The sequence below is a fragment of the Sanguibacter hominis ATCC BAA-789 genome (assembly GCF_012396185.1).
Lineage (GTDB): Bacteria > Actinomycetota > Actinomycetes > Actinomycetales > Cellulomonadaceae > Flavimobilis > Flavimobilis hominis.
Genome location: NZ_JAAXOW010000002.1, coordinates 198,763 through 218,919 on the forward strand (window position 1 = coordinate 198,763; position 20,157 = coordinate 218,919).

Genomic DNA, 20,157 nt, shown 5'->3' on the forward strand with positions numbered 1-20,157 from the left:
ACGTCCGGAGGCAGCGGGCTCGCGTCTCCGCAAACCACAGGGCGATCCATGAAACAATCGCCTTCATGGCCATGAGAGAGATCCGCATCCTTCCCGATCCTGTGCTCCGCACGCCGTGCGACCCGATCACGACGATCGACGACCGTGTGCGCAGCTTGGTCGAGGACCTCGTGGAGACGGTCGACGACGAGGGTCGTGCCGGCCTGGCCGCGAACCAGATCGGCGTCAGCCTGCGGGCCTTCTCGTGGAACATCGACGACGAGATCGGCTACATCCTCAACCCGGTGATCGTGGACCTCTCCGAGGACGAGTACCAGGACGGCGACGAAGGCTGCCTGTCCGTGCCGGGGCTCTGGTACCCGACCAAGCGCGCCTGGTACGCCAAGGTCGAGGGCATCGACCTGGACGGCAACCCGGTCGTCGTCGAGGGGACCGAGCTGATGGCCCGCTGCCTCCAGCACGAGGTCGACCACCTGGACGGCCACCTGTACATCGACCGCCTCGAGCGTTCGGTGCGGAAGAAGGCGATGCGCGCCCTGCGCGAGCAGCTCTGACGCACGGCAGCCAGGCCCGGCGCGCCGCTTCGGCGGGCGCCGGGCCTCGCCTTTGCCGCCGTCATGGGGCATGATGGAAGCTGCACGCCGCGCGAACACCCGTTCCTGCAGGTCAGAGGCCGTTGGGGAAGACGAACCTCGACTCTGGGAGGAACAACATGGCTGGTTCGATCACCCGCGGTGTACTTTTCGTGCACTCAGCGCCCCGCGCGCTGGTGCCGCACATGGAGTGGGCGGCGTCCAACGTCCTCGGTACACGCGTGTCGATGGACTGGACGGAGCAGCCCGCTGCCCCTGGCATGCTCCGCGCCGAGCACTCGTGGCAGGCACCGTCAGGTACCGGCGCCAAGCTCGCGTCCGCGCTGCGCGGCTGGACGCACCTGCGCTACGAGGTCACCGAGGAAGCGAGCCGCGGCGTCGACGGATCTCGCTGGAGCCACACGCCTGAGCTCGGCATCTTCCATGCGGCGACGGACGTCCACGGCAACATCGTCGTGCCGGAGGACCGTGTCCGTGCCGCCCTCGCGCACGCCGGCGACGCCGAGCGCATGAAGCAAGAGCTCGACCTCGCGCTCGGGCAGTCGTGGGACGACGAGCTCGAGCCGTTCCGGTTCGCCGGCGCCGGCGCCCCCGTGCGCTGGCTCCACCGCGTCGGCTGACCCGGCTCCGCACCGCTTCCCAGAGCACGACGAAGGGCGCCTCCCCGACGGGAGGCGCCCTTCGTCGTACCGCTTGGCTCAGGCCGACGTCACGACCAGCGCGACGTTGTGCCCACCGAAGCCGAACGAGTTGTTGATCGCCGCGACGTCGCCTGACGGCAGGTCGCGCGGGGTGTCGCGCACCAGGTCGAGGACGAGCTCGGGGTCGGGGTCCGAGACGTTGATCGTCGGGGGAGCGGTTCGCTCGTGCAGGGCGAGCACGGTGAAGACCGTCTCGAGAGCGCCGGCGCCGCCGAGGAGGTGCCCGGTCATGGACTTCGTCGCGGACAGCGCCACGTGGTCCGCGTCCGCCCCGAGCACGCCGCGCACGGAGCGCGCCTCGATCAGGTCGCCGACGACGGTCGACGTCGCGTGAGCGTTGACGTGCACGACATCCGAGGCGGAGACGCCCGAGTCCTCGAGCGCGGCCTGCATCGCGCGGATCTGTCCCGCACCCGAGGGCTCGGGGGACGTGATGTGGTAGCCGTCGGCCGTGAGGCCGAGTCCGGCGATGCGCCCGTAGACGCGGGCGCCGCGGGCCGCGGCGTGAGCCGCGGACTCGAGCACGACGACGGCAGCGCCCTCGCCGATGACGAAGCCGTCCCGCGCGACGTCGTACGGGCGCGACGCGCCTGCGGGGTCGTCGTTGCGCAGCGACAGCGTCCGCGACGCGGCGAACGCCGAGATGGGCATGGGGTGGATCGTCGCTTCGGTGCCGCCTGCGACGACGACGTCAGCACGACCCGAGCGGATCATCTCGACGCCGTACGCGATGGCCTCGGCGCCGGACGCGCACGCCGACACGAGCGCGTGCGCACCGGCACGGGCGCCGAGCTCGAGAGACACGAACGCCGTCGGCGAGTTCGGCATGAGCATGGGCACGGTCATCGGCAGGACGCGGCGTGCGCCCTTCTCGCGGAGCGTGTCCCACGCGTCGAGCGTGGTCCAGATGCCACCGATGCCCGACGACACGACCGTGCCGAGACGGTCGTGGTCGACATCGGTGATGCCAGCGTCAGCCCACGCCTCGCGCGACGCGATGATCGCGTACTGCGTGGATGGGTCCATCCGCTTGAGCTCGGGGCGCGCGAGGACCTCCTCGGGCGCGACCTTGATCGTCGCAGCGAAGTTGACGGGCATGCCGTACTTCTCGGCCCAGTCGTTCTCGAAGGTCCGAGCGCCGGACTGGCCAGCGAGGGCGGCCTGCCACGTGGAGGCCACGTCACCGCCGAGAGGCGTGGTGGCACCGAGGCCGGTGACGACGACGTCGGGAACGGTGGTCATGGTGACTCCTGTCGGGTGGGGAGGGGCCGCGGTGCGGCGGCGCCGGTCGGCGGGCGCGAGCGCACGCGCCGACCGGCACGGTGTCCGGTGGGACCGGGAGGCTCAGGCCTGTGCGTTCGTGATGAACGAGACGGCGTCGCCCACGGTCGTGAGGTTCTTGACCTCGTCGTCGGGGATGGTGACGCCGAACTTGTCCTCGGCGTGCGTGACGATCGTCATCATCGACAGGGAGTCGATGTCGAGGTCGTCGGTGAAGGACTTCTCGGCGGTGACGGTGTCTGCCGGCAGACCCGTCTCCTCGGCGACGATCTCGGCGAGCCCGGCGAGGACCTCGTTCTCGGTGTGAGCCATGGGTGTTCTCCTTGGTTGGGTGTGGGTGAAGCTGGGTGGACTGAGGGTCAGGGGACGATGACGACCTGGGCCGCGTAGACGAGGCCGGCGCCGAAACCGATCTGGAGCAGCACGTGACCGGTCTTGGCGGTGCCCTCCCGGATGAGCCGTTCGGTCGCGAGCGGGATCGAGGCGGCGGACGTGTTGCCCGTGTCCTCGATGTCCCGGCCGACGACGACGTCCTCACGGAGGCCGAGCTGCTTGATCATCTGGTCGATGATCCGCATGTTGGCCTGGTGCGGGACGAACACGTCGATGTCTGCGGGGGTGAGGCCAGCGGCCTCGATCGCGCGCAGCGCGACCGGTGCCATCTGGAAGGCGGCCCACTTGAAGACGGACGGGCCGTCCTGGCGGAGCGTCGGCCACGGCGCGTCCTCGGTGGCGGCGAACTCCTGCCAGCTCAGCGTCTGGCCGATCGTCGCGGCCTTCGAGCCGTCGGAGCCCCACACCGTCGGTCCGATGCCGGGGAAGTCGGACGGGCCCACGATCGCCGCGCCTGCGCCGTCGCCGAGCAGGAACGAGATGGAACGGTCGGTCGGGTCGATGAAGTCGCTCATCTTCTCGGCGCCGATCACGAGCACGTGGCGGGCCGCGCCGGAGCGGACGAGCGCGTCGGCCTGACCGATCCCGTACGAGTATCCGGCGCACGCGGCCGAGATGTCGTAGGCGGCGGCCGGGGTGGCACCGATGCGGTCGGCGACGATCGCGGCGCCTGCGGGCGTCTGCGCGAAGTAGGTGACGGTCGACAGGATCACGGCGTCGATGTCGGCGCCGGTGAGGCCTGCGTGCGCGAGGGCGTCCTCGGCGGCGGCGGTCGCGAGGTCGAGCACGTCGACGTCGCCGGTCGCGCGGCGGCGCGTGACGATGCCGGTGCGCTGCCGGATCCACTCGTCCGACGAGTCGATCGGGCCGGCGATGTCGTCGTTCGTGACGACGACATCGCCGCGTACCCCGCCGATCGCGAGGATGCGCGAGAACTGCGGTCCGGTCGCCTGCTTGAGCTGAGTCACGCCGTGGTCTCCTCGGTGGTGGTGGCAGGGGTGGTGACGGAGTGCCGCGTGACGAGGTCGCGCGCCGCGTCGAGGTCGTCGGGCGTCTTGATCGCGAGCAGCTCGACCCCCTTGAGCGCGCGCTTCGCGAGGCCGGTCAGGACGCCGCCGGGCGCGAGCTCGAGCACAGCGGTGACGCCGAGCGCCCCCAGCGTCTCTTGGCAGAGGTCCCACCGCACGGGCGCGACGATCTGTGCGACGAGGTGCTCGACGACGTCGGTCCCCGTGCCGTGACCGTACGCTCCCGCTCCGCGCGAGCCGTACGCGGTGCCGTCTGCGTTGGTCAGCAGCGGGAGCTGCGGGTCGCGTGCGGGCCAGGCGGCGGCGACGGGCGCGAACGCGTCGAGGGCGCTCTGCATGAACGTCGTGTGGAACGCGCCCGCGACCTGGAGCGGGATGACCCGAGCGCGTGCCGGCGGGTTCGCGGTGAGGCGGGCGAGACCGTCCGGGCAGCCCGCGGCGACGACCTGGCCGCCACCGTTGACGTTGGCGGGGAAGAGGCCCGCGGCCGCGATCGCAGCGAGCACGTCGTCCGGGTCGCCGCCGACGACGGCGCTCATGCCAGTCGGGACCGCAGCGGCCGCGGCGGCCATCGCGCGGGCGCGGTGCGCGACGAGCCCGACGGCGCCAGCGTCGTCGAGCACGCCCGCGACGGCCGCGGCAGTCAGCTCGCCCACGGAGTGCCCCGCGGTGACGTCGACGACGTCGGCTGCGGAGCGGTCTGCGAGGACCTCGCGGAATGCGAGGAGCGAGCTCGCGACGATGAGCGGCTGTGCGACGGCCGTGTCCCGGATGGTGTCGGCGTCGCTCACCGTGCCGTGCGCGAGGAGGTCGACCTTCGCCGCCTCCGAGAGCTCGGCGAGACGGTCACCGACACCGGGCAGCTCGAGCCAGGGGGCGAGCATGCCGGGGGTCTGGGAGCCCTGTCCTGGGCACAGTACTGCGATCACCCGTCAACCTTGCCTTCCACAGGACGGCCCCGGGCGTCACGACGCGCACGAAGCTCGGGAAACGAACTTGTGAGGAACCTACAACGGCTCATGCGTGGGTGGCGTCCGCCCGGACGAGCTCGCCCAGGGCGAGCGCGACCTGCAGGACGAAGGACTCGCGCGCGTCGAGCGGGTCCCACCCGGTCAGCTCCGCGACCTTGCGCAGGCGGTACCTGACCGTGTTCGGGTGGACGTAGAGGCTGCGGGCCGCAGCCTCGAGAGACCGACCGGTGCCGAGGTATGCCGACAGCGTCTCGAGCGTCGCGCCCGCGCTGCCTGCGAGCGGCGTGTAGGCCTGGTCGACGAGCGTGCGGCGCGCGCTCAGGTCGCCGATGAGGACGCGCTCGGGCAGGAGGTCGTCCGCCTGGACCGGCCGAGGAGCCTGCGGCCATGCGGCCGCGGCCGCGAGCCCGGCGAGCGCCGCCGTCGCGGAACGGCCGGCCTCGCCGATGCCGCCGACGACGGGCCCGAGCACGACCGGACCAGGACCGAAGCGCGGGACGAGCGAGCGGGCAGCCTCGACGAGGTCCGGCCCGCCGCCGAGGACGAGGACGATGCGGTTCGCCTGGATGCCGACGAGGGAGTCGTCGACGACGCGACGCGTCGCGCGGCGCAGCTCGGCCGCACGCACCTCGTCGAGCTGCTCCGTCGTCGTCCCGACCATGACCAGGACGTGCGCGGACCCGGACCAGCCGAGCGCGGCGACGCGCGAGCGCACCGCGTCGTCGGACTCGCCCCGCATGAGCGCGTCGACGACGAGGGCCTCGAGGCGCGCGTCCCACGCGCCGCGCATCTCGGCCGCACGTGCGTACACCTCGGCGGCGGAGAAGGCGACCTCGCGCGAGTACCGCAGGACGGCCTCTCGCAGGTCGCGCTCGGCACCCGGGACCGCGAGCTCGTCCGAGTACGCCTCGACGACGTCGACGATCACGCGGACGAGCTGGAGCGTGTGCTGCAGGGAGATCGATTGCGTGAGCTCCGGCGGGGCTGCGGAGAAGATCTCGGAGACGCCGCTCGGTGCGCCCGTCGGCTCCTCGTACCAAGCGACGAACGAGGCGATCGCGGACTGCACGACGAGGACGATCCACGACTTGTCCTCGGCAGGGAGGTCGCGGTACCAGGACAGCTCGGCGTCGAGCTGCTTGAGCGCGGCCTTCGTGAGCAGGCCTGTGCCCGCGCGGACGCGCCGGAGGTGCTCGTCGTCCTCGACCTCGGGTGCGGCCGGGTTGGCAGCCGTCGCGGGATCGACGCGGTCCTGCGCGGGGGTAGCACGGCTCATGGGTCGAGCATACGGCCCTGGATTGTGGGGAACGCACAAATCACGGAAGATGCAGGAGGTATCAGGATCCGGCTTGGCGGGTGAGGAATCGTCAAGAGACGCCTAAGGTGGGTTCATGAGTCTCCTGCCCAAGCTCCGCCAGCTCATGAGGAAGACGACCTCCGCCTCGACCGTGGGGACGCGTCGCCCGACCACCGCTGCACGGCCGGGCGACCGGCCGCACGAGGACGCGCTCCGCGCGATGCTGACCGACGACCCGAACAACGAGCGCGCCTTCCGCGCGCTCGTCGAGATCGTCCGCCAGCGCGCTGCGTCGACCGGGCACCACGAGGACCCGCTCGCCGCCGAGCACGTGGACGAGAGCTACCAGGACGAGCGTCGCCGACAGGGCGACCTCGCCGTCTGGGCGCTCGCCGAGGAGCTTGCCGGCAACCCGCGCGCCTGGTACCCGCTCATTGAGCTCGCGCGGCTGTCGATCGACGAGGACTTCGAGGGGGCGATGCGCCGCCTCGCGACCGCAGCTGAGCGCGACTCGTCCGGTGACGGGCTCACGGCCGCGATCGTCATGCTCCGCGAGTCCGGCCACGCGACCGAGGCGAGCGGCCTCGGCGTCGGGCACTGGCGTCCGCGCGAGCACACCGTCGAGGCGGGGCGCCAGCTGATCCTGGCGGCGCTCGACGCTGGCAGGCTCGGCGAGGCCAAGCATCACCTCGAGTCGCTCGCCCTCGCTGCTGACCAGGGGGCTGTCGAGCGGATCACCGCCGAGCTGCGCACGAAGATCGCGATGAGCGAGTCGGGCGTCGGCGGAGGAGCCTGACGCTCCTCCTCCCTCAGACCTGAACGACGAAGACCCCGTCACCCGGAATCGGGTGACGGGGTCTTCGTCATCGGTGGGTCCGACCGGTCAGGAGTCGCCACCCGCCGTGCCGGACGTGCCTGCGCGCACGTCGTGCAGGCTGTACTTCGCGATCGCCTGTGCTGCAGCGTCGGGCGCGACCGCGCCGCGAGCAGCGAGCGACTGGAGGACGCGGACCGCTGTCGACGGACCGTCGATCTTGAAGTGGCGGCGAGCGGCGGCACGGGTGTCCGAGAAGCCGAAGCCGTCGGCGCCCAGCACGTCGTAGTCGCCCGGGACCCACTTGCGGATCTGGTCGGTCACGAGCTTGTCGTAGTCGCTCGTCGCGATGAACGGCCCCTCCGCACCCTGGAGCTTGGTCGTCAGGTACGCGACCTTCTTCTCCGCTCCCGGGTTGAGGAAGTTGTGCTCGTCGACGGCCAGGCCGTCGCGGCGCAGCTCGAGCCAGCTCGTCACGGACCAGACGTCCGCCTGGACCCCCCAGTCCTCGGCGAGCAGCTTGGCTGCCTCGAGCGCCCACAGCACGCCGACACCGGACGCGAGGATCTGCGCCCGCGGCCCCTCGCCCTGCGCCTCGTGGATGCGGTGGATGCCGCGGAGGATGCCTTCGACGTCCACGTTCTCCGGCTCGGCCGGCTGAGCCATCGGCTCGTTGTAGACCGTGAGGTAGTAGATGACGTTCGGGTCCCGGTCGCCCTCGCCGTACATGCGCTCGAGGCCGTCGCGCACGATGTGGCGGATCTCGTAGCCGTACGCGGGGTCGTAGTGCACGACGTGCGACATGGTCCCGGCGAGCAGCGGCGAGTGGCCGTCAGCGTGCTGGAGCCCCTCGCCCGTGAGTGTCGTGCGGCCAGCCGTGGCACCGATGAGGAAGCCACGCGTGAGCTGGTCGCCGGCGGCCCAGAACTGGTCGCCCGTCCGCTGGAACCCGAACATCGAGTAGTAGAAGTAGAACGGGATCAGCGGCTGGCCGTGCGTCGCGTACGACGTGCCGACCGCCTGGAACGCGGCGGCCGAGCCGGCCTCGTTGATGCCCGTGTGCATGATCTGCCCGGCCTCGGACTCCTTGTAGGAGAGCATGAGGTCAGAGTCGACCGCGCGGTAGTTCTGCCCGAGCGTGTTGAAGATCTTCGCGCTCGGGAAGATCGAGTCGAGACCGAACGTGCGGGCCTCGTCGGGGATGATCGGCACGATGCGCTTGCCGATCTCCTTGTCCTTGACGAGGTCCTTGAACAGCCGGACGAGCGCCATCGTCGTGGCGACCTCCTGCTGGCCCGAGCCCTTGGCGAGGAGCTCGTACGTCTTGTCGCCCGGGAGGTTGAGCGGCTCGTACTTCGCGCGACGCTCAGGGACGAACCCGCCGAGCGCGCGGCGACGCTCGAGCATGTACTGGACCGTCGGGTCCTCGGGTCCCGGGTTGTAGTACGGGGGCAGGTAGGGCTCGGCGTCGATCTGCTCGTCCGTGATCGGGATGTGCAGCGAGTCGCGCAGCGCCTTGAGCTCCTCGTTCTTGAGCTTCTTCATCTGGTGCGTCGAGTTGCGACCAGCGAAGCCGGAGCCGAGCCCGTAGCCCTTGATCGTGTGCGCGAGGATGACCGTCGGCTGGCCCGTGTGGGCGCGTGCCGCGGAGTACGCCGCGTAGATCTTGCGGTAGTCGTGGCCGCCGCGCTTGAGCTCCCAGATCTCGTCGTCCGTCATGTTCTCGACGAGCGCCTTGGTGCGCGGGTCGCGCCCGAAGAAGTGCTCGCGGACGTACGCGCCGTCGTTCGCCTTGAACGTCTGGTAGTCACCGTCGAGCGTCTGGTTCATGAGGTTGACCAGCGCGCGGTCCTTGTCGGCGTTGAGCAGGACGTCCCACTCGCGGCCCCAGATGACCTTGATGACGTTCCAGCCGGCGCCGCGGAACTGCGCCTCGAGCTCCTGGATGATCTTGCCGTTGCCACGCACCGGGCCGTCGAGGCGCTGCAGGTTGCAGTTGACCACGAACGTGAGGTTGTCGAGCTGCTGCTGCGCGGCGAGCTGCAGCATGCCGCGGCTCTCCGGCTCGTCCATCTCGCCGTCGCCGAGGAAGGCCCAGACGTCCTGCTGGGACGTGTCCTTGATGCCGCGCTCGTGCAGGTAGCGGTTGGTCCACGCCTGGTAGATCGCCGAGGCTGGGCCGAGGCCCATCGAGACCGTGGGGAACTCCCACAGCTCGGGGGCGAGGCGCGGGTGCGGGTAGGACGGCAGGCCGCCGCCTGGGTGCGACATCTCCTGGCGGAAGCCGTCGAGCTGGTGCTCGTTCAGACGACCCTCGAGGAGGCCGCGCGCGTAGACACCGGGGGAGGCGTGGCCCTGGAAGTAGACCTGGTCGCCGCCGCCCGGGTGGTCCTTGCCGCGGAAGAAGTGGTTGAGGCCGACCTCGTAGAGGGTCGCGACGGAGGCGTACGACGAGATGTGCCCGCCGACGGCGACCGAGGGACGCTGCGCGCGCGTCACCATGACGGCGGCGTTCCAGCGGATCCACGAGCGGTAGCGCCGCTCCATGACCTCGTCGCCCGGGAAGTAGGGCTCCTCGTGGACACCGATGGTGTTGACGTAGGGGGTGTTGAGCGACGTCGGGACGGCGACGTTGCGCTCGCGCGCCCGCTTGAGCAGGTTGAGCAGGACGTATCGGGCGCGGGGTCCGCCACGCTCGTCGATCAGGCCGTCCAGCGCCTCGACCCACTCACCTGTCTCGGCGGGGTCGATGTCCGGTACCTGGCTGAGCAGACCGTTGATGAGCGGTCGGGTCTCGTCGTGCGAAGCCACCAGCAACCTCTTTATCTCGTCATGAGCACTTCCGAGGGGCTGGCGCCCCGGTGCTCCCAGTCCGGACCCTGAGCTCGTGGCGCGGTAGCGCCGCACGGGTCCTGATGACCATTGTGTTCTCAAAGTCGCGGCAAAGTCACACCGTGTCCACCGATCTTTGCCGTGATCCTCGTGACACCCGAGGTGGGTGCGGGCGGCTGCCGTGCACTACCTTTGCCAGTGGGCGCCTCGTCGCGGGGTGCCGGTACTGCGGGCGGCGTTGTGACACAGGTGACAACGCGCGGGCGGTGCCCGCTGGAGTCTTTTCGGAAGGAACGGGAACCACAGGTGGCCACGAGCACGGACCCCCAGGACGCGACGAGCGCCGCGGGGGCGGAGAAGCTGGGATTCGACCGGGAGATGGTCGTCCAGGAGTTCGGGTACGACGACGACGTCGACCACGACCTGCGCTCGGCGATCGAGGACATCACGGGGACGGACCTGGTCGACGAGGACTACGACGACGTCACTGACGGCGTCGTCGTCTGGTACCGGGACGGCGAGGACGACCTGACGGACCTGCTCGTGGACGTGCAGACCGTCCTCGACGACGGTGGTGCGATCTGGGTCTTCACCCCCAAGCCGGGCCGCGACGGCCATGTCGGCCACAACGACATCCAGGAGGCCGCGAGCACGGCGGGCCTGCACGTGACGAGCACGTTCTCGATCGCGCGCGACTGGTCGGCGACGAAGCTCGGCACGCGAGGCCGCGGCCGCTGATGGAGACGGTGCCGCTCGCGGTCGGTGACGTCGCGCCTGACTTCACCTTGCAGGACACGCACGGCACGCCCGTGACGCTGTCGGCGCTGCGCGGCGGCCCCGTGCTCGTGGTGTTCTTCCCGTTCGCGTTCTCGGGGATCTGCACGGGGGAGCTGTGCGAGCTGCGGGACAACCTCGATCAGTTCGAGGACGCGCGCGTCACGCTCCTCGCGGTCTCGTGCGACCCGGTCTTCTCGCTCAAGGCGTGGGCAGAGCAGGAGGGCTTCGGGTTCGACCTGCTGTCGGACTTCTGGCCGCACGGTGAGGCCGCGCAGGCGTTCGGCGTGTTCGACGACGAGCACGGCCTCGCTGTGCGCGGCAGCTTCCTGATCGACGCGGAGGGGATCGTCCGCTGGGCGGTCGTCAACCTGCGCGGGCAGCGCAGGGACCTCGACGGCTATCGTGAGGCGCTCGCGCTCCTGTGACGGCGACAAGGTAGTCTGACGGCTGCCTGTTCACCAGGGCCTGTAGCTCAGCTGGTTAGAGCGCCACGCTTACACCGTGGATGTCGGGGGTTCGAGTCCCTCCGGGCCCACCGTCGGCACCTCGGTCGCCCGAGGTGTCGTTCTGCGTCTCAAGTGACGTCAGCGCGCACGCTTGCGGCGCTCTCGCCGTCTCACGACCGCGGCCTCGCGGACCTCGGTGAACCGGTCGACGTCGGCCTGGCGGAGGAGGCGCGCGCCTTCCGCGCCCACCTGCCACGGCGGCTCCTCAGGTGAGTGCGGGCGGAAGTCTTCGCGTCGCACGCGCCAGAGCAGGTCGCCCGGATGGCGCGCGGCGACGGCGGCAAGCGGATGGTTGGAGCGAAGACGGTCGTCCTTGCTCGGCCGCCCCAGCCCGTCGGCAGAGTCGGCGAGCGCACGCGCCTGGGCGAGGCCCTCGGCCTGGCACACGAACTCGAGCGACGGGCCGTACGGCGAGTGCTCAGCCCAGTAGAAGACGGTGCTCACGTGTGCCTCCTTGTCGTGTCGCCTGCCGGCTCCGTGGACCATGATGCCCGACACGGGTCGCGCGGTTCCCCATGTCGGGTGCGCCTGTGAGGCGTAGAAGCCTCCTCGGGGACGGTTGTGCTCTTGTCACGGTTCAACAGGACAGAGCGAGGGACGCTGGGTACGGTCGGGAAGACGTCGTCGCCAACCTCTGGAGCCTTCCGTGACTCGTGTGTCTCGCCGCCTGTCGGCACTCGCCATCGCTGCTTCTCTCGGTATCCCGGGTTCCGTCGCTCTCGCGACGAGCGCTGCTGCGCTCCCGGCCCCGGCTGCTCCTGTCGCCGCGAGTGCGACGGCCATCGACTGCAGCCGCGGCAGCGTGAAGCTCTCCCGCTCGTTCGGCACGTACCGGCTGAAGGGCGCGTGCGGCAAGGTCACGATCACGGGAACAGGCGTGACGGTCTCGCTGCCCTCTGCCACGGCGCTCAGCGTGAAGGGCAGCAACGCGAAGGTTCGCGTCGCGAAGAACGTCGGCAAGGCGTCGATCACCGGTACCGGCGTGAACCTCAAGGTCGGAGGTTCGCTCGGAACACTGAAGACAGATGCGAGCAACGTGAGCATCACCGTGAAGAACAAGCTCAAGACGGCCCGCCTCGAAGGTGCGAGCACCAAGCTCCGTGCAGGGAAGACCACGACGCTGGTTGTGCGCGGCAGCGGGAACAACGTGAAGGTGACCAGCCTGCGCAGCCTCCGTGTCGTGGGGGCGAACAACTACGTCAAGGCGGCGACCGGCAAGGCGAAGACCGTGAAGGTTAGCGGGACCGGGAACGTCATCAAGGTGCGCACGTCGCGCTGACGATCGTCCGGACGTGAACGAGGGCCTCGCGACTCAGTCGCGAGGCCCTCGTCCGTCACTCCTGCTGTCGCGCGCATAGTCGCGGTCCTGCGCTCGTCAGGCGCAGTTGTCGCAGATCCCCGTCGCCGGGAGCGTCATGAAGCACGTGGGGCACATGGCCGTGGGACGCTCCGGCTCGGCGGGACGACGCGTGGAGGCGGGCTTCGCGGCGGCGGTGCGCTTGGGTGCGGGCGCGCGACGCGGCGCCCGTGCAGCGCCGGGCTCGACGACGTCGAACCCGCGGTTGCGGACGACCTTGATCGCTCCGTCGTCGAACTCCTCCGCGAGAGCCGTCCGGCCGGTCGCATAGCGGTGCGCGACGCCGATGACCGCGGCGCAGTCGTAGCTCGTGCCCTCGTGGACGATCGTCGGCCCTCCCGAAGCCTCGAAACCGTAGACGCCGAGGAAGTTCTCGCTCCCACGGGAGTCGTGCTCGGCGATCGCCTGGAGGATGTGCTGACGGGTCACGGAGGAGAAGGTAGCCACCCCGCCAGGGTAGTCGGCGCGCGCACCGGCCCCGGCCGCTGAGAGGGCCGGTGTGACGAAGACGGTGCCGCTCCCGGCACCCGTCGCACCGGCGTGGCAGGGTAAGCACCAGGACCAGCCAGCAAGGAGACACATCGTGGACCAGCAGACCCTGCACCTCGTCCTGAACAACGGCGTAGCGATCCCGCAGCTCGGCTTCGGCACCTACAAGGTCGAGCCTGGGGACGCGGTCGCGGTCGTGCGGGAGGCCCTCGAGATCGGCTACCGGCACGTCGACACCGCGCAGATGTACGGCAACGAGCGCGAGGTCGGGCAGGCCGTGCGGGAGAGCGGGCTGCTCCGCGAGGACGTGTTCCTCACGACGAAGCTCAACAACAACCAGCTGACGTACGACGACGCGATGGCGTCGTTCGACCGCTCGCTCGACGAGCTCGGTCTCGACTTCGTCGACCTGTTCCTCATCCACTGGCCGCTCGCGACGGTGAGCGACTTCGTCCCCCGCTGGAAGGCGCTCGAGGAGATCTACCGGTCCGGCCGCGCGCGAGCGATCGGCGTCTCCAACTTCCAGGAGCACCACCTCGTCCGGCTCATGGAGGAGACGGAGATCGTGCCCGCCGTCAACCAGATCGAGATCCACCCCTACCTGGTGCAGGACGAGCTGCGTGCGTTCGACGCGAAGCACGGGATCGTCACGCAGGCGTGGTCGCCGCTCGGCCGCGGAGCGGTCCTCGGCGACCCGACGATCGCGGAGATCGCGGGCCGCCACGACGCGTCACCCGCGCAGGTCATCATCAGGTGGCACGTGCAGCGCGGCGACGTCGTCTTCCCGAAGGCCTCGAGCCGCGCGAGGATCGAGGAGAACTTCCGCGCGCTCGACCTGCGGCTGACGGACGACGACATGGCGGCCATCACGGCGCTCGACCGGGGAGAGCGCACGGGGTCGCACCCCGACACGATGGCCTGGATCCCCTGACCGGCACGGCGAGGAGGAGGATGTGCGCATGAGCTTCCGTATGCACGGCGCCCGGGCGCTGATCACGGGCGGGGCCGGCGGCATGGGCCGCATCTACGCCGAACGAGCCCTGCGTGAGGGGGCGGCGCACGTCGCCGTGTGGGACCGCGACGGCGCGGCTCTCGCCGGGACTGTCGCCGAGCTTACGGCCCGCCACCCGCGCGCCACCGTCGTCGGGACCGAGGTCAACCTGGGGGACACGCAGTCGATCGTGGACCGCGCGCAGGAGTACCTCGCGGACGGCGGGGCGCCGCAGGTGCTCGTCAACAACGCTGGCGTCGTGCGCGGTGCGCTCTTCTGGGATCACGAGGTCCGCGACATCGAGAGCACGATCCAGGTCAACACGGTCGCGCCCATGGTGCTCACCCGGGAGCTCCTGCCCGCGATGATCGCGGGCCGCCGGCGAGCCCGGATCCTCAACATCGCGTCCGCCGCCGGGACGATCGCCAACCCGAGGATGAGCGTCTACGCAGCCTCGAAGTGGGCGCTGATCGGGTGGTCCGACTCGCTGCGCCTCGAGCTGGAGCGCACGGGCAACAGCCACGTGCGCGTCACGACGTTCTGCCCGAGCTACGTGTCGACCGGGATGTTCGACGGGGTGCGCGGTCCGCTGCTGACCCCGATCCTCACGCCGCAGACCGCGACCGACCGTGCCTGGCGAGCCATGCTCGCGGGCCGCCCGGTGCGGTCGACGCCGTGGACGGTCCCGCTCGGGCGCGCGCTGCGCGGAGTGCTCCCACCGCGCGTGTGGGACGTCGTCGCCGACAAGGGCTTCCACGTCTACAACACCATGGACGAGTTCCGGGGGCGGTCCGGGACGGGCACGAGCCCGCACGCCTGACCACCCCCGGCGTCACTGACCGGTGCTAGCGCCTCGCCGTCAGACGGCCTCACGCGAGCTCGACGCGAGCGCGTCGCGCACGCTGACCCGCGGACCGGTCCGCAGGAGCGAACCCGAGTAGATGCGGGCCGCGACCGCCATGACCGCGTACGCCGACGCGAGCAGGATCACGATCGCGACGAGCGGCTCCCACCACTGCGCCTCTCCGAAGAACAGGCGCACCGGCATGCCGACCGGCGCCGAGAACGGGACGTACGAGAGCACGGTCATGACGACCTCGTTCTCGTTGAGGAACACCACGAGGAAGTACGGGATCATCGTGAGCATCATGGCCGGCATGATCACGGACCCGGTGTCCTCCACGCGGGAGACGAGCGACGCACCTGCCGCATAGACCGCAGCCAGGAGCAGGAAGCCGACGACGAGGAAGGCGACGAACCACAGGATCGGCGTGCCGAGCATGCCGAGGAGCTCGTCCTGCCCCGTGAGCACGAGCCCGAGCACCGCTGTGGCGGCGATCGCCGCCGCCTGGCCCAGCGCGAGCACCGTGTTGCCGAGGATCTTGCCCGCGAGCAAGGCCCGGGCCGACACGGTCGCGAGCAGGATCTCGACGACACGCGTCTGCTTCTCGGAGACCGTCGACTGCGCGATCATGCCGCCGGAGCCTGCCCCGATCATCATGAACACGAGCCCGAACGCGAGGGCGACGATGTACCGCACGCCCTCCGACGTCGTGGCCGGCTCGAGCTCCTCGGTCGTCGGCGTGACGGCGAGGGCGTCCATGATCTCGTGGTCGACCCCGGTGAGGGTCACGACGAGGAGCCCGGACGGCTCCGGCCCCGGCAGGACGGCCGCCTTGACGGTCTCGTCGGCGACGAGAGCGCGAGCCTCCTCCTCGGACGCGGCGACGACCGGACTGAGCGAGGGGACCGCGCCGACCGTCTGCGAGGTCGCCGCGACGACCGCGACCTGCGTCCGCTCGGAGGGGTCACCACCGCCGAGGACGTCGGAGGCGTCGTCGGCGAAGAAGCTCGACGCGATGATGCTGCCGAGCACCAGGACGAGCGTGATGATCGTCGAGACGATGAACGACTTCGTCGTGACCTGGCTGATGATCTCCCGCTCCGCGACGATCAGCGCGGCGCTCGTGGAGCTGGGCGGGGTGGGGTGCTCGGTGCTCATCGGACGGTCTCCTCGATGCTCTGGGTGGACGACTGCTCGACGCTGGCGGCCTCGCTCGTGATCTCGCGGAAGATCTCGCCGAGCGTGGGGCGCAGCCTGCCGAACCGGGCGACCGACGAACGGGCGACGGCGTCGGCCAGGACGGTCTGGGCCGTCTCGGGGGACGCGTCGAACACCGCGTCGCCTCCGGTGAACTCGACGACCTCGACGCCCGGGACGCCCCGGAGCCAGCCGATGTCCCCACCCGTCGCGATCTCGAAGCGGCTGCCCCCGAACTCGTCGCGCAGGCCGTCACGCGTGCCCACGGCCTGGATCTTGCCGCCCGAGATGATGACGACGTCGTCGCACAGGCGCTCGACGACGTCGAGCTGGTGCGACGAGAAGAGGACGGGCACGCCCTGGCCGGCGCGCTCCGCGAGCGCGCGCACGACCACGTCGACCGCGATCGGGTCGAGGCCGGAGAACGGCTCGTCGAGGATGAGGACGGTCGGCTCGTGCACGAGCGCGGCCGCGATCTGGACGCGCTGCTGGTTGCCGAGCGACAGCTTCTCGAGCGGCTCGTCGGCGCGCTCCGCGAGGCCGAGGCTCTCGATGAGCGCGCTCGCGTTGCGTCGCGCGGCCGCACGGTCGTAGCCGTGCAGCCTCGCGAGGTGCACGAGCTGGTCGATGACCTTCATCTTCGGGTACAGCCCGCGCTCCTCGGGCATGTATCCGATCGTCTGGCGCTGGGCGTGGCTCAGCGGGGCGCCGTCGAACGTGACGCTTCCCGAGTCCGCGGCGAGCACGCCGAGGATGATGCGCATGGTCGTCGTCTTGCCGGCGCCGTTCGCGCCGATGAAGCCGGTCAGTCGGCCGGGCGCGACGCCGAACGACACGTCGTCCAGCGCGCGCAGGTCCCCGAAGGACCTGTTGATGTGGTCGAGCCTCAGCACGTTCACTCCCTCGTCGGTGGCGGTGTCGCCTGGTTCGAGCCTAGGGACGGCGCTGTCCCCGACGCTTCCGCCGCGAGGTGGAACGGGCTAGTCCGCGAGGATGAACGACGTGGTCCTGGGCGTCGCAGCGCAGGTCAGCGGGCCGCGCGAACGGCTCAGCGCCGGACGAGGCCGTGCTCGTGCGCGAACACCACGGCCTGCACGCGGTCGCGCAGGCCCAGCTTCGCGAGGAGGTTGGACACGTGGGTCTTGATCGTCGCGCGCCCGAGGAAGAGGCGCGCCGCGATCTCGTCGTTGGACAGGCCCTGCGCCATGAGGTCGAGGACCTCGAGCTCGCGCTCGGTGAGCGACTCGACCTCACGGGGGAGGGACGGTTCGGGTGCTTCGACCTGCGGCGCCGGAGCGCCCAGCACCGCTCTCTCGAGGACGGCGCGCGTCATCTCTGGAGCGAGGAGCGCGTCGCCCTCGGCGACGGACCTGACGGCCTCGGCGAGCTGCGCGGGGCGGGCGTTCTTGAGGAGAAAGCCCGCTGCGCCCGCCCGGAGCGCAGCCACGAGGTAGTCCTCACGCTGGAAGGTCGTGAGGATGAGCACGCCCGCACGGATGGTCGGGTCGGCGACGACGAGCCGTGTCGCCTCGAGGCCGTCCATGTCGGGCATCTGCACGTCCATGCAGACGACGTCAGGATCGAGCCGACGGGCCTCCGCGAGCCCCGCCGCGCCGTCGGCCGCCTGCCCGACGACCGTGATGCCGGGCTGCGCGTCGAGGATCGTCGCGATCCCCTCACGGACGAGCGCCTGGTCGTCGACGATCAGGACACGGACGTCACTCATCGGAACCTCCGACGCGCACCGCCGTGCGCGTCCCGTCGACGCCCGTGCACTTGCGCGGCAGGTGCGCGCGGACGACGAAGCCGCGCGGCAGCGCGGCGCCGACGTGGAGCGTGCCGCCCTCGGCCGCGACGCGTTCGCGCATGCCGACGATGCCGAGCCCACCCGGGCCGGAGCGACGCGCCGGGGACGCGCCCGCACCGTCGTCGGACACCTCGATCTCGAGCGCGTCGTCGAGGTAGCGCAACCGCACGTCCGCGCGGGCGCCCGCACCCGCGTGACGGCGCACGTTCGTCAACGCCTCCTGCACGATCCGGTAGACGTTGAGCGACGTGACCGGTGTGAGCGGGAACGGCTCGCCGACCACCTGGAAGTCGACCCCGGTCCCGGTGCCGCGGGTGTCGGCGACGAGCTGCGGGATGCTCTCGACGCCGAGCGACGCGAGGGCCTCGGTGCGGTCGCCGGGACCGTCCGTGGAGACCGGGCTCGTCGCTTCGTCGCGGAGCGTGCCGATGAGCGTGTGGAGCTCGTCGATCGCCTGCCGCGCCGAGTCCTCGACGTGCTCGAGCGCGGCCGTCACCTTGCCCTGCTCCGCGTCGGCCTCGAGCAGCGCCCGGGCGGCCGACGTCTGCAGGCCCATGACGGACACGTGGTGCGCGACGGCGTCGTGCAGCTCACGGGCGAGCTGGAGCCGCGCGATCGTCATCGCCTGCGCCTCCGAGCGGATCCGCTCGACCTGAAGCTGATGGTCGCGCCACCGGTTGCGAGCGCGGTCGCGCGCCGAGGTCCACGCGCGCTCACCAAAGCTCCACGCGGCACCGAAGTACAGGACGTTCGTGAGGATCTGGATGAGCAGGTAGGCGACGAGCGGCGAGAACATGCCGCCCGCGACACCGCCGTCCTCCTCGAACTTCTTGATCGTCTCCGGGTCGGTCGCAGCCTGCACCAGGCCGATCGCGAGCCACACGAGCATGGCGACGACGACCGTGCCTCTCGCCCACGTCGCCCGCTTGCGGTGCGGCTCCCACGCGCCGACCGAGTAGAACGCCGTGAACAGCGCGATGTTGAGGATGAGCGTCTCGGACACCTCGAGGCTGACCGTCGCGATGAAGGCGACGGACACGGCCACGAGCACGGGGACCGGGTAGCGGCGACGCAGCGCGAGGGGGAGGGTGGTCGCCGCGAGCAGGGCGGCGGCGCCCGGGCCTGTCAGCGGGTCGTCGTACAGGCCCGCGATCGTCCAGAGGACCATCGACAGCAGCGACCCCGCAAAGAGGGCGACGGCGGCGATCGCGTCGCGGCGCACGTCCGTGTCGGTGACCGGGGTCCGCGCCCAGCCCGGGGCATCGGGGTCGGCCGGAGGCAGCGTGTTCACCCCGGCATCTTGTCACGGACGCCCGCGCCGCAGCCCGGCACCCGAGAGGTCGGTAGCCTGCTCGCATGAGCCCCCAGACGCCCACGCTGTCCGACGTCGTCGCGCACCTCGAGCGTCGGTACCCGCCGACGACCGCCGAGCCGTGGGACGCCGTCGGCCTCGTCGCAGGCGACCCCGCACAGCCGGTGCGCACGGTCCTGTTCGCGGTCGACCCGGTCGCGGCGGTCGCCGACGAGGCGATCGCACGGGGCGCCGACCTCGTCGTCGTGCACCACCCGCTCCTGCTGCGCGGTGTGCACTCGATCGCCGCAGACGAGCCCAAGGGCGCCCTGCTGCACAGGCTCGTGCGCGCCGGCTGCGCGCTCTACGCGGCGCACACGAACGCCGACGCCGCGAAGCGCGGGGTCGCGGACGCCCTCGCCGACGTCCTCGGCGTCGTCGACACACGCCCGCTCGTCCCGGCACCTGCGTCCGCGACGGGCACAGGCCTTGGCCGGGTCGGTCGCCTCTCCGCCCCGACTTCGCTGCGCGACTTCGCGGAGCACGTCGCCCGGGTCCTGCCGGCGACAGCGCAGGGCGTCCGAGTCGCGGGCGACCTCGACGCCCAGGTCGAGACGGTCGCGGTCCTCGGCGGGTCCGGTGACTCGGAGATCGGGTCCGCCCGCGCTGCGGGCGCCGACGTGTACGTGACGAGCGACCTCAAGCACCATCCCGTCTCGGACGCACGCGAGCTCGACGCGCTGCGCGGCGACGGCCGTCCGTTCCTGATCGACACGGCGCACTTCGCGAGCGAGTGGCCGTGGCTGCGGTACGCAGCCGACGACCTCGTCGCCGACGTCGCCGGCGCAGGAGGCGCGATCGAGGCGTGGGTCAGCACGGTGCGCACCGACCCGTGGACTGCGCGCTTCGCGAGCCCGGCACGCGACTGACCGCACCCGCACGGCGCCGGGTCGCGGAGCCGCGATGCAGCGCGGACCGGATACCGTGG

Annotated in this window: 21 protein-coding genes and 1 tRNA gene; 10 read left to right on the forward strand and 12 right to left on the reverse strand. The window is 71.0% G+C overall.

Annotation, left to right across the window (positions count from 1 at the left end):
• Positions 1-65 precede the first annotated feature (65 nt).
• On the forward strand, positions 66-554 hold the full coding sequence (gene def / locus HF995_RS07415) for a peptide deformylase (RefSeq protein WP_098456701.1): 489 nt from the start codon (positions 66-68) through the stop codon (positions 552-554).
• 158 nt (positions 555-712) lie between these two features.
• Entirely contained in the window at positions 713-1,213 is a 501-nt protein-coding gene (locus HF995_RS07420; RefSeq protein WP_168447181.1) for a DUF3145 domain-containing protein, read from the forward strand.
• Between the two features lie 78 nt (positions 1,214-1,291).
• Here HF995_RS07420 and HF995_RS07425 read toward each other — a convergent pair whose 3' ends face one another.
• The 5 genes from HF995_RS07425 to HF995_RS07445 all read right to left on the reverse strand — a co-directional run bounded on the left by HF995_RS07425 (position 1,292) and on the right by HF995_RS07445 (position 6,243).
• Complete coding sequence (locus tag HF995_RS07425; RefSeq protein WP_168447182.1) at positions 1,292-2,536, reverse strand: beta-ketoacyl-[acyl-carrier-protein] synthase family protein; 1,245 nt, start codon at positions 2,534-2,536, stop codon at positions 1,292-1,294.
• Between the two features lie 102 nt (positions 2,537-2,638).
• Positions 2,639-2,887 (reverse strand): acyl carrier protein, encoded by a 249-nt coding sequence (locus HF995_RS07430; RefSeq protein WP_098456704.1) that lies wholly within the window; start codon positions 2,885-2,887, stop codon positions 2,639-2,641.
• 47 nt (positions 2,888-2,934) lie between these two features.
• Complete coding sequence (locus HF995_RS07435; protein WP_168447183.1) at positions 2,935-3,936, reverse strand: beta-ketoacyl-ACP synthase III; 1,002 nt, start codon at positions 3,934-3,936, stop codon at positions 2,935-2,937.
• The gene (locus HF995_RS07440; protein ID WP_168447184.1) at positions 3,933-4,925 is read right to left on the reverse strand and encodes an ACP S-malonyltransferase; all 993 of its coding nucleotides are present in this window, start codon (positions 4,923-4,925) and stop codon (positions 3,933-3,935) included. Before HF995_RS07440 ends, HF995_RS07435 begins: the two co-directional genes overlap by 4 nt.
• Before the next feature lie 88 nt (positions 4,926-5,013).
• Positions 5,014-6,243 (reverse strand): PucR family transcriptional regulator, encoded by a 1,230-nt coding sequence (locus tag HF995_RS07445; protein ID WP_168447185.1) that lies wholly within the window; start codon positions 6,241-6,243, stop codon positions 5,014-5,016.
• A 115-nt stretch (positions 6,244-6,358) separates the two neighbouring features.
• Between HF995_RS07445 and HF995_RS07450 the strand changes: the two genes are divergently transcribed.
• Complete coding sequence (locus HF995_RS07450; protein WP_168447186.1) at positions 6,359-7,060, forward strand: hypothetical protein; 702 nt, start codon at positions 6,359-6,361, stop codon at positions 7,058-7,060.
• 87 nt (positions 7,061-7,147) lie between these two features.
• Here the strand turns inward: HF995_RS07450 and aceE are convergent, their stop codons facing one another.
• Positions 7,148-9,889, reverse strand: coding sequence for a pyruvate dehydrogenase (acetyl-transferring), homodimeric type (aceE, locus tag HF995_RS07455; RefSeq protein ID WP_168447187.1), 2,742 nt, complete (start codon positions 9,887-9,889; stop codon positions 7,148-7,150).
• Positions 9,890-10,216: 327 nt separating this feature from the next.
• Between aceE and HF995_RS07460 the strand changes: the two genes are divergently transcribed.
• The 3 genes from HF995_RS07460 (at position 10,217) to HF995_RS07470 (ending at position 11,222) form a co-directional block, all read left to right on the forward strand.
• Positions 10,217-10,648 (forward strand): DUF3052 domain-containing protein, encoded by a 432-nt coding sequence (locus tag HF995_RS07460; protein ID WP_168447188.1) that lies wholly within the window; start codon positions 10,217-10,219, stop codon positions 10,646-10,648.
• Entirely contained in the window at positions 10,648-11,112 is a 465-nt protein-coding gene (locus HF995_RS07465) for a peroxiredoxin (RefSeq protein ID WP_168447189.1), read from the forward strand. The genes HF995_RS07460 and HF995_RS07465 overlap by 1 nt, the downstream gene beginning before the upstream one ends.
• A 36-nt stretch (positions 11,113-11,148) precedes the next feature.
• A tRNA-Val gene (locus tag HF995_RS07470) sits at positions 11,149-11,222 on the forward strand.
• A gap of 49 nt (positions 11,223-11,271) precedes the next feature.
• Here the strand turns inward: HF995_RS07470 and HF995_RS07475 are convergent.
• Positions 11,272-11,637, reverse strand: a complete 366-nt coding sequence (locus tag HF995_RS07475) for a hypothetical protein (protein ID WP_168447190.1) — start codon at positions 11,635-11,637, stop codon at positions 11,272-11,274.
• 202 nt (positions 11,638-11,839) lie between these two features.
• Between HF995_RS07475 and HF995_RS07480 the strand changes: the two genes are divergently transcribed.
• On the forward strand, positions 11,840-12,472 hold the full coding sequence (locus tag HF995_RS07480) for a DUF3060 domain-containing protein (RefSeq protein ID WP_168447191.1): 633 nt from the start codon (positions 11,840-11,842) through the stop codon (positions 12,470-12,472).
• A 96-nt stretch (positions 12,473-12,568) separates the two neighbouring features.
• On the opposite strand, the gene HF995_RS07485 is transcribed toward HF995_RS07480, so the two are convergent.
• Entirely contained in the window at positions 12,569-12,997 is a 429-nt protein-coding gene (locus tag HF995_RS07485; protein ID WP_168447192.1) for a ScoMcrA-related endonuclease, read from the reverse strand.
• A gap of 136 nt (positions 12,998-13,133) precedes the next feature.
• On the opposite strand from HF995_RS07485, the gene HF995_RS07490 reads away from it, so the two are divergent.
• Both HF995_RS07490 and HF995_RS07495 read left to right on the forward strand, forming a co-directional pair.
• A complete protein-coding gene (locus tag HF995_RS07490; RefSeq protein ID WP_350308778.1) occupies positions 13,134-13,970 on the forward strand; it encodes an aldo/keto reductase in 837 nt (278 codons plus the stop codon).
• A 28-nt stretch (positions 13,971-13,998) separates the two neighbouring features.
• Positions 13,999-14,850, forward strand: a complete 852-nt coding sequence (locus HF995_RS07495; protein ID WP_168447193.1) for an SDR family NAD(P)-dependent oxidoreductase — start codon at positions 13,999-14,001, stop codon at positions 14,848-14,850.
• A 39-nt stretch (positions 14,851-14,889) separates the two neighbouring features.
• Here the strand turns inward: HF995_RS07495 and HF995_RS07500 are convergent, their stop codons facing one another.
• The 4 genes from HF995_RS07500 to HF995_RS07515 all read right to left on the reverse strand — a co-directional run bounded on the left by HF995_RS07500 (position 14,890) and on the right by HF995_RS07515 (position 19,169).
• The gene (locus tag HF995_RS07500; RefSeq protein ID WP_168447194.1) at positions 14,890-16,032 is read right to left on the reverse strand and encodes an ABC transporter permease; all 1,143 of its coding nucleotides are present in this window, start codon (positions 16,030-16,032) and stop codon (positions 14,890-14,892) included.
• The gene (locus HF995_RS07505) at positions 16,029-16,964 is read right to left on the reverse strand and encodes an ABC transporter ATP-binding protein (RefSeq protein WP_168447195.1); all 936 of its coding nucleotides are present in this window, start codon (positions 16,962-16,964) and stop codon (positions 16,029-16,031) included. The genes HF995_RS07500 and HF995_RS07505 overlap by 4 nt, the downstream gene beginning before the upstream one ends.
• A 155-nt stretch (positions 16,965-17,119) precedes the next feature.
• Positions 17,120-17,797 (reverse strand): response regulator, encoded by a 678-nt coding sequence (locus tag HF995_RS07510; protein WP_168447196.1) that lies wholly within the window; start codon positions 17,795-17,797, stop codon positions 17,120-17,122.
• On the reverse strand, positions 17,790-19,169 hold the full coding sequence (locus tag HF995_RS07515) for a sensor histidine kinase (RefSeq protein WP_168447197.1): 1,380 nt from the start codon (positions 19,167-19,169) through the stop codon (positions 17,790-17,792). The genes HF995_RS07510 and HF995_RS07515 overlap by 8 nt, the downstream gene beginning before the upstream one ends.
• 65 nt (positions 19,170-19,234) lie before the next feature.
• Between HF995_RS07515 and HF995_RS07520 the strand changes: the two genes are divergently transcribed.
• Positions 19,235-20,098, forward strand: a complete 864-nt coding sequence (locus tag HF995_RS07520) for a Nif3-like dinuclear metal center hexameric protein (RefSeq protein WP_168447198.1) — start codon at positions 19,235-19,237, stop codon at positions 20,096-20,098.
• Positions 20,099-20,157: the final 59 nt, after the last annotated feature.

Coding starts and splice junctions, on each gene's coding strand:
- def (WP_098456701.1), top strand. CDS start 66: ATGGCCATGAGAGAGATCCGCATCCTTCCCGATCCTGTGCTCCGCACG.
- HF995_RS07420 (WP_168447181.1), top strand. CDS start 713: ATGGCTGGTTCGATCACCCGCGGTGTACTTTTCGTGCACTCAGCGCCC.
- HF995_RS07425 (WP_168447182.1), bottom strand. CDS start 2,536: ATGACCACCGTTCCCGACGTCGTCGTCACCGGCCTCGGTGCCACCACG.
- HF995_RS07430 (WP_098456704.1), bottom strand. CDS start 2,887: ATGGCTCACACCGAGAACGAGGTCCTCGCCGGGCTCGCCGAGATCGTC.
- HF995_RS07445 (WP_168447185.1), bottom strand. CDS start 6,243: ATGAGCCGTGCTACCCCCGCGCAGGACCGCGTCGATCCCGCGACGGCT.
- HF995_RS07450 (WP_168447186.1), top strand. CDS start 6,359: ATGAGTCTCCTGCCCAAGCTCCGCCAGCTCATGAGGAAGACGACCTCC.
- HF995_RS07465 (WP_168447189.1), top strand. CDS start 10,648: ATGGAGACGGTGCCGCTCGCGGTCGGTGACGTCGCGCCTGACTTCACC.
- HF995_RS07495 (WP_168447193.1), top strand. CDS start 13,999: ATGAGCTTCCGTATGCACGGCGCCCGGGCGCTGATCACGGGCGGGGCC.
- HF995_RS07500 (WP_168447194.1), bottom strand. CDS start 16,032: ATGAGCACCGAGCACCCCACCCCGCCCAGCTCCACGAGCGCCGCGCTG.
- HF995_RS07510 (WP_168447196.1), bottom strand. CDS start 17,797: ATGAGTGACGTCCGTGTCCTGATCGTCGACGACCAGGCGCTCGTCCGT.
- HF995_RS07520 (WP_168447198.1), top strand. CDS start 19,235: ATGAGCCCCCAGACGCCCACGCTGTCCGACGTCGTCGCGCACCTCGAG.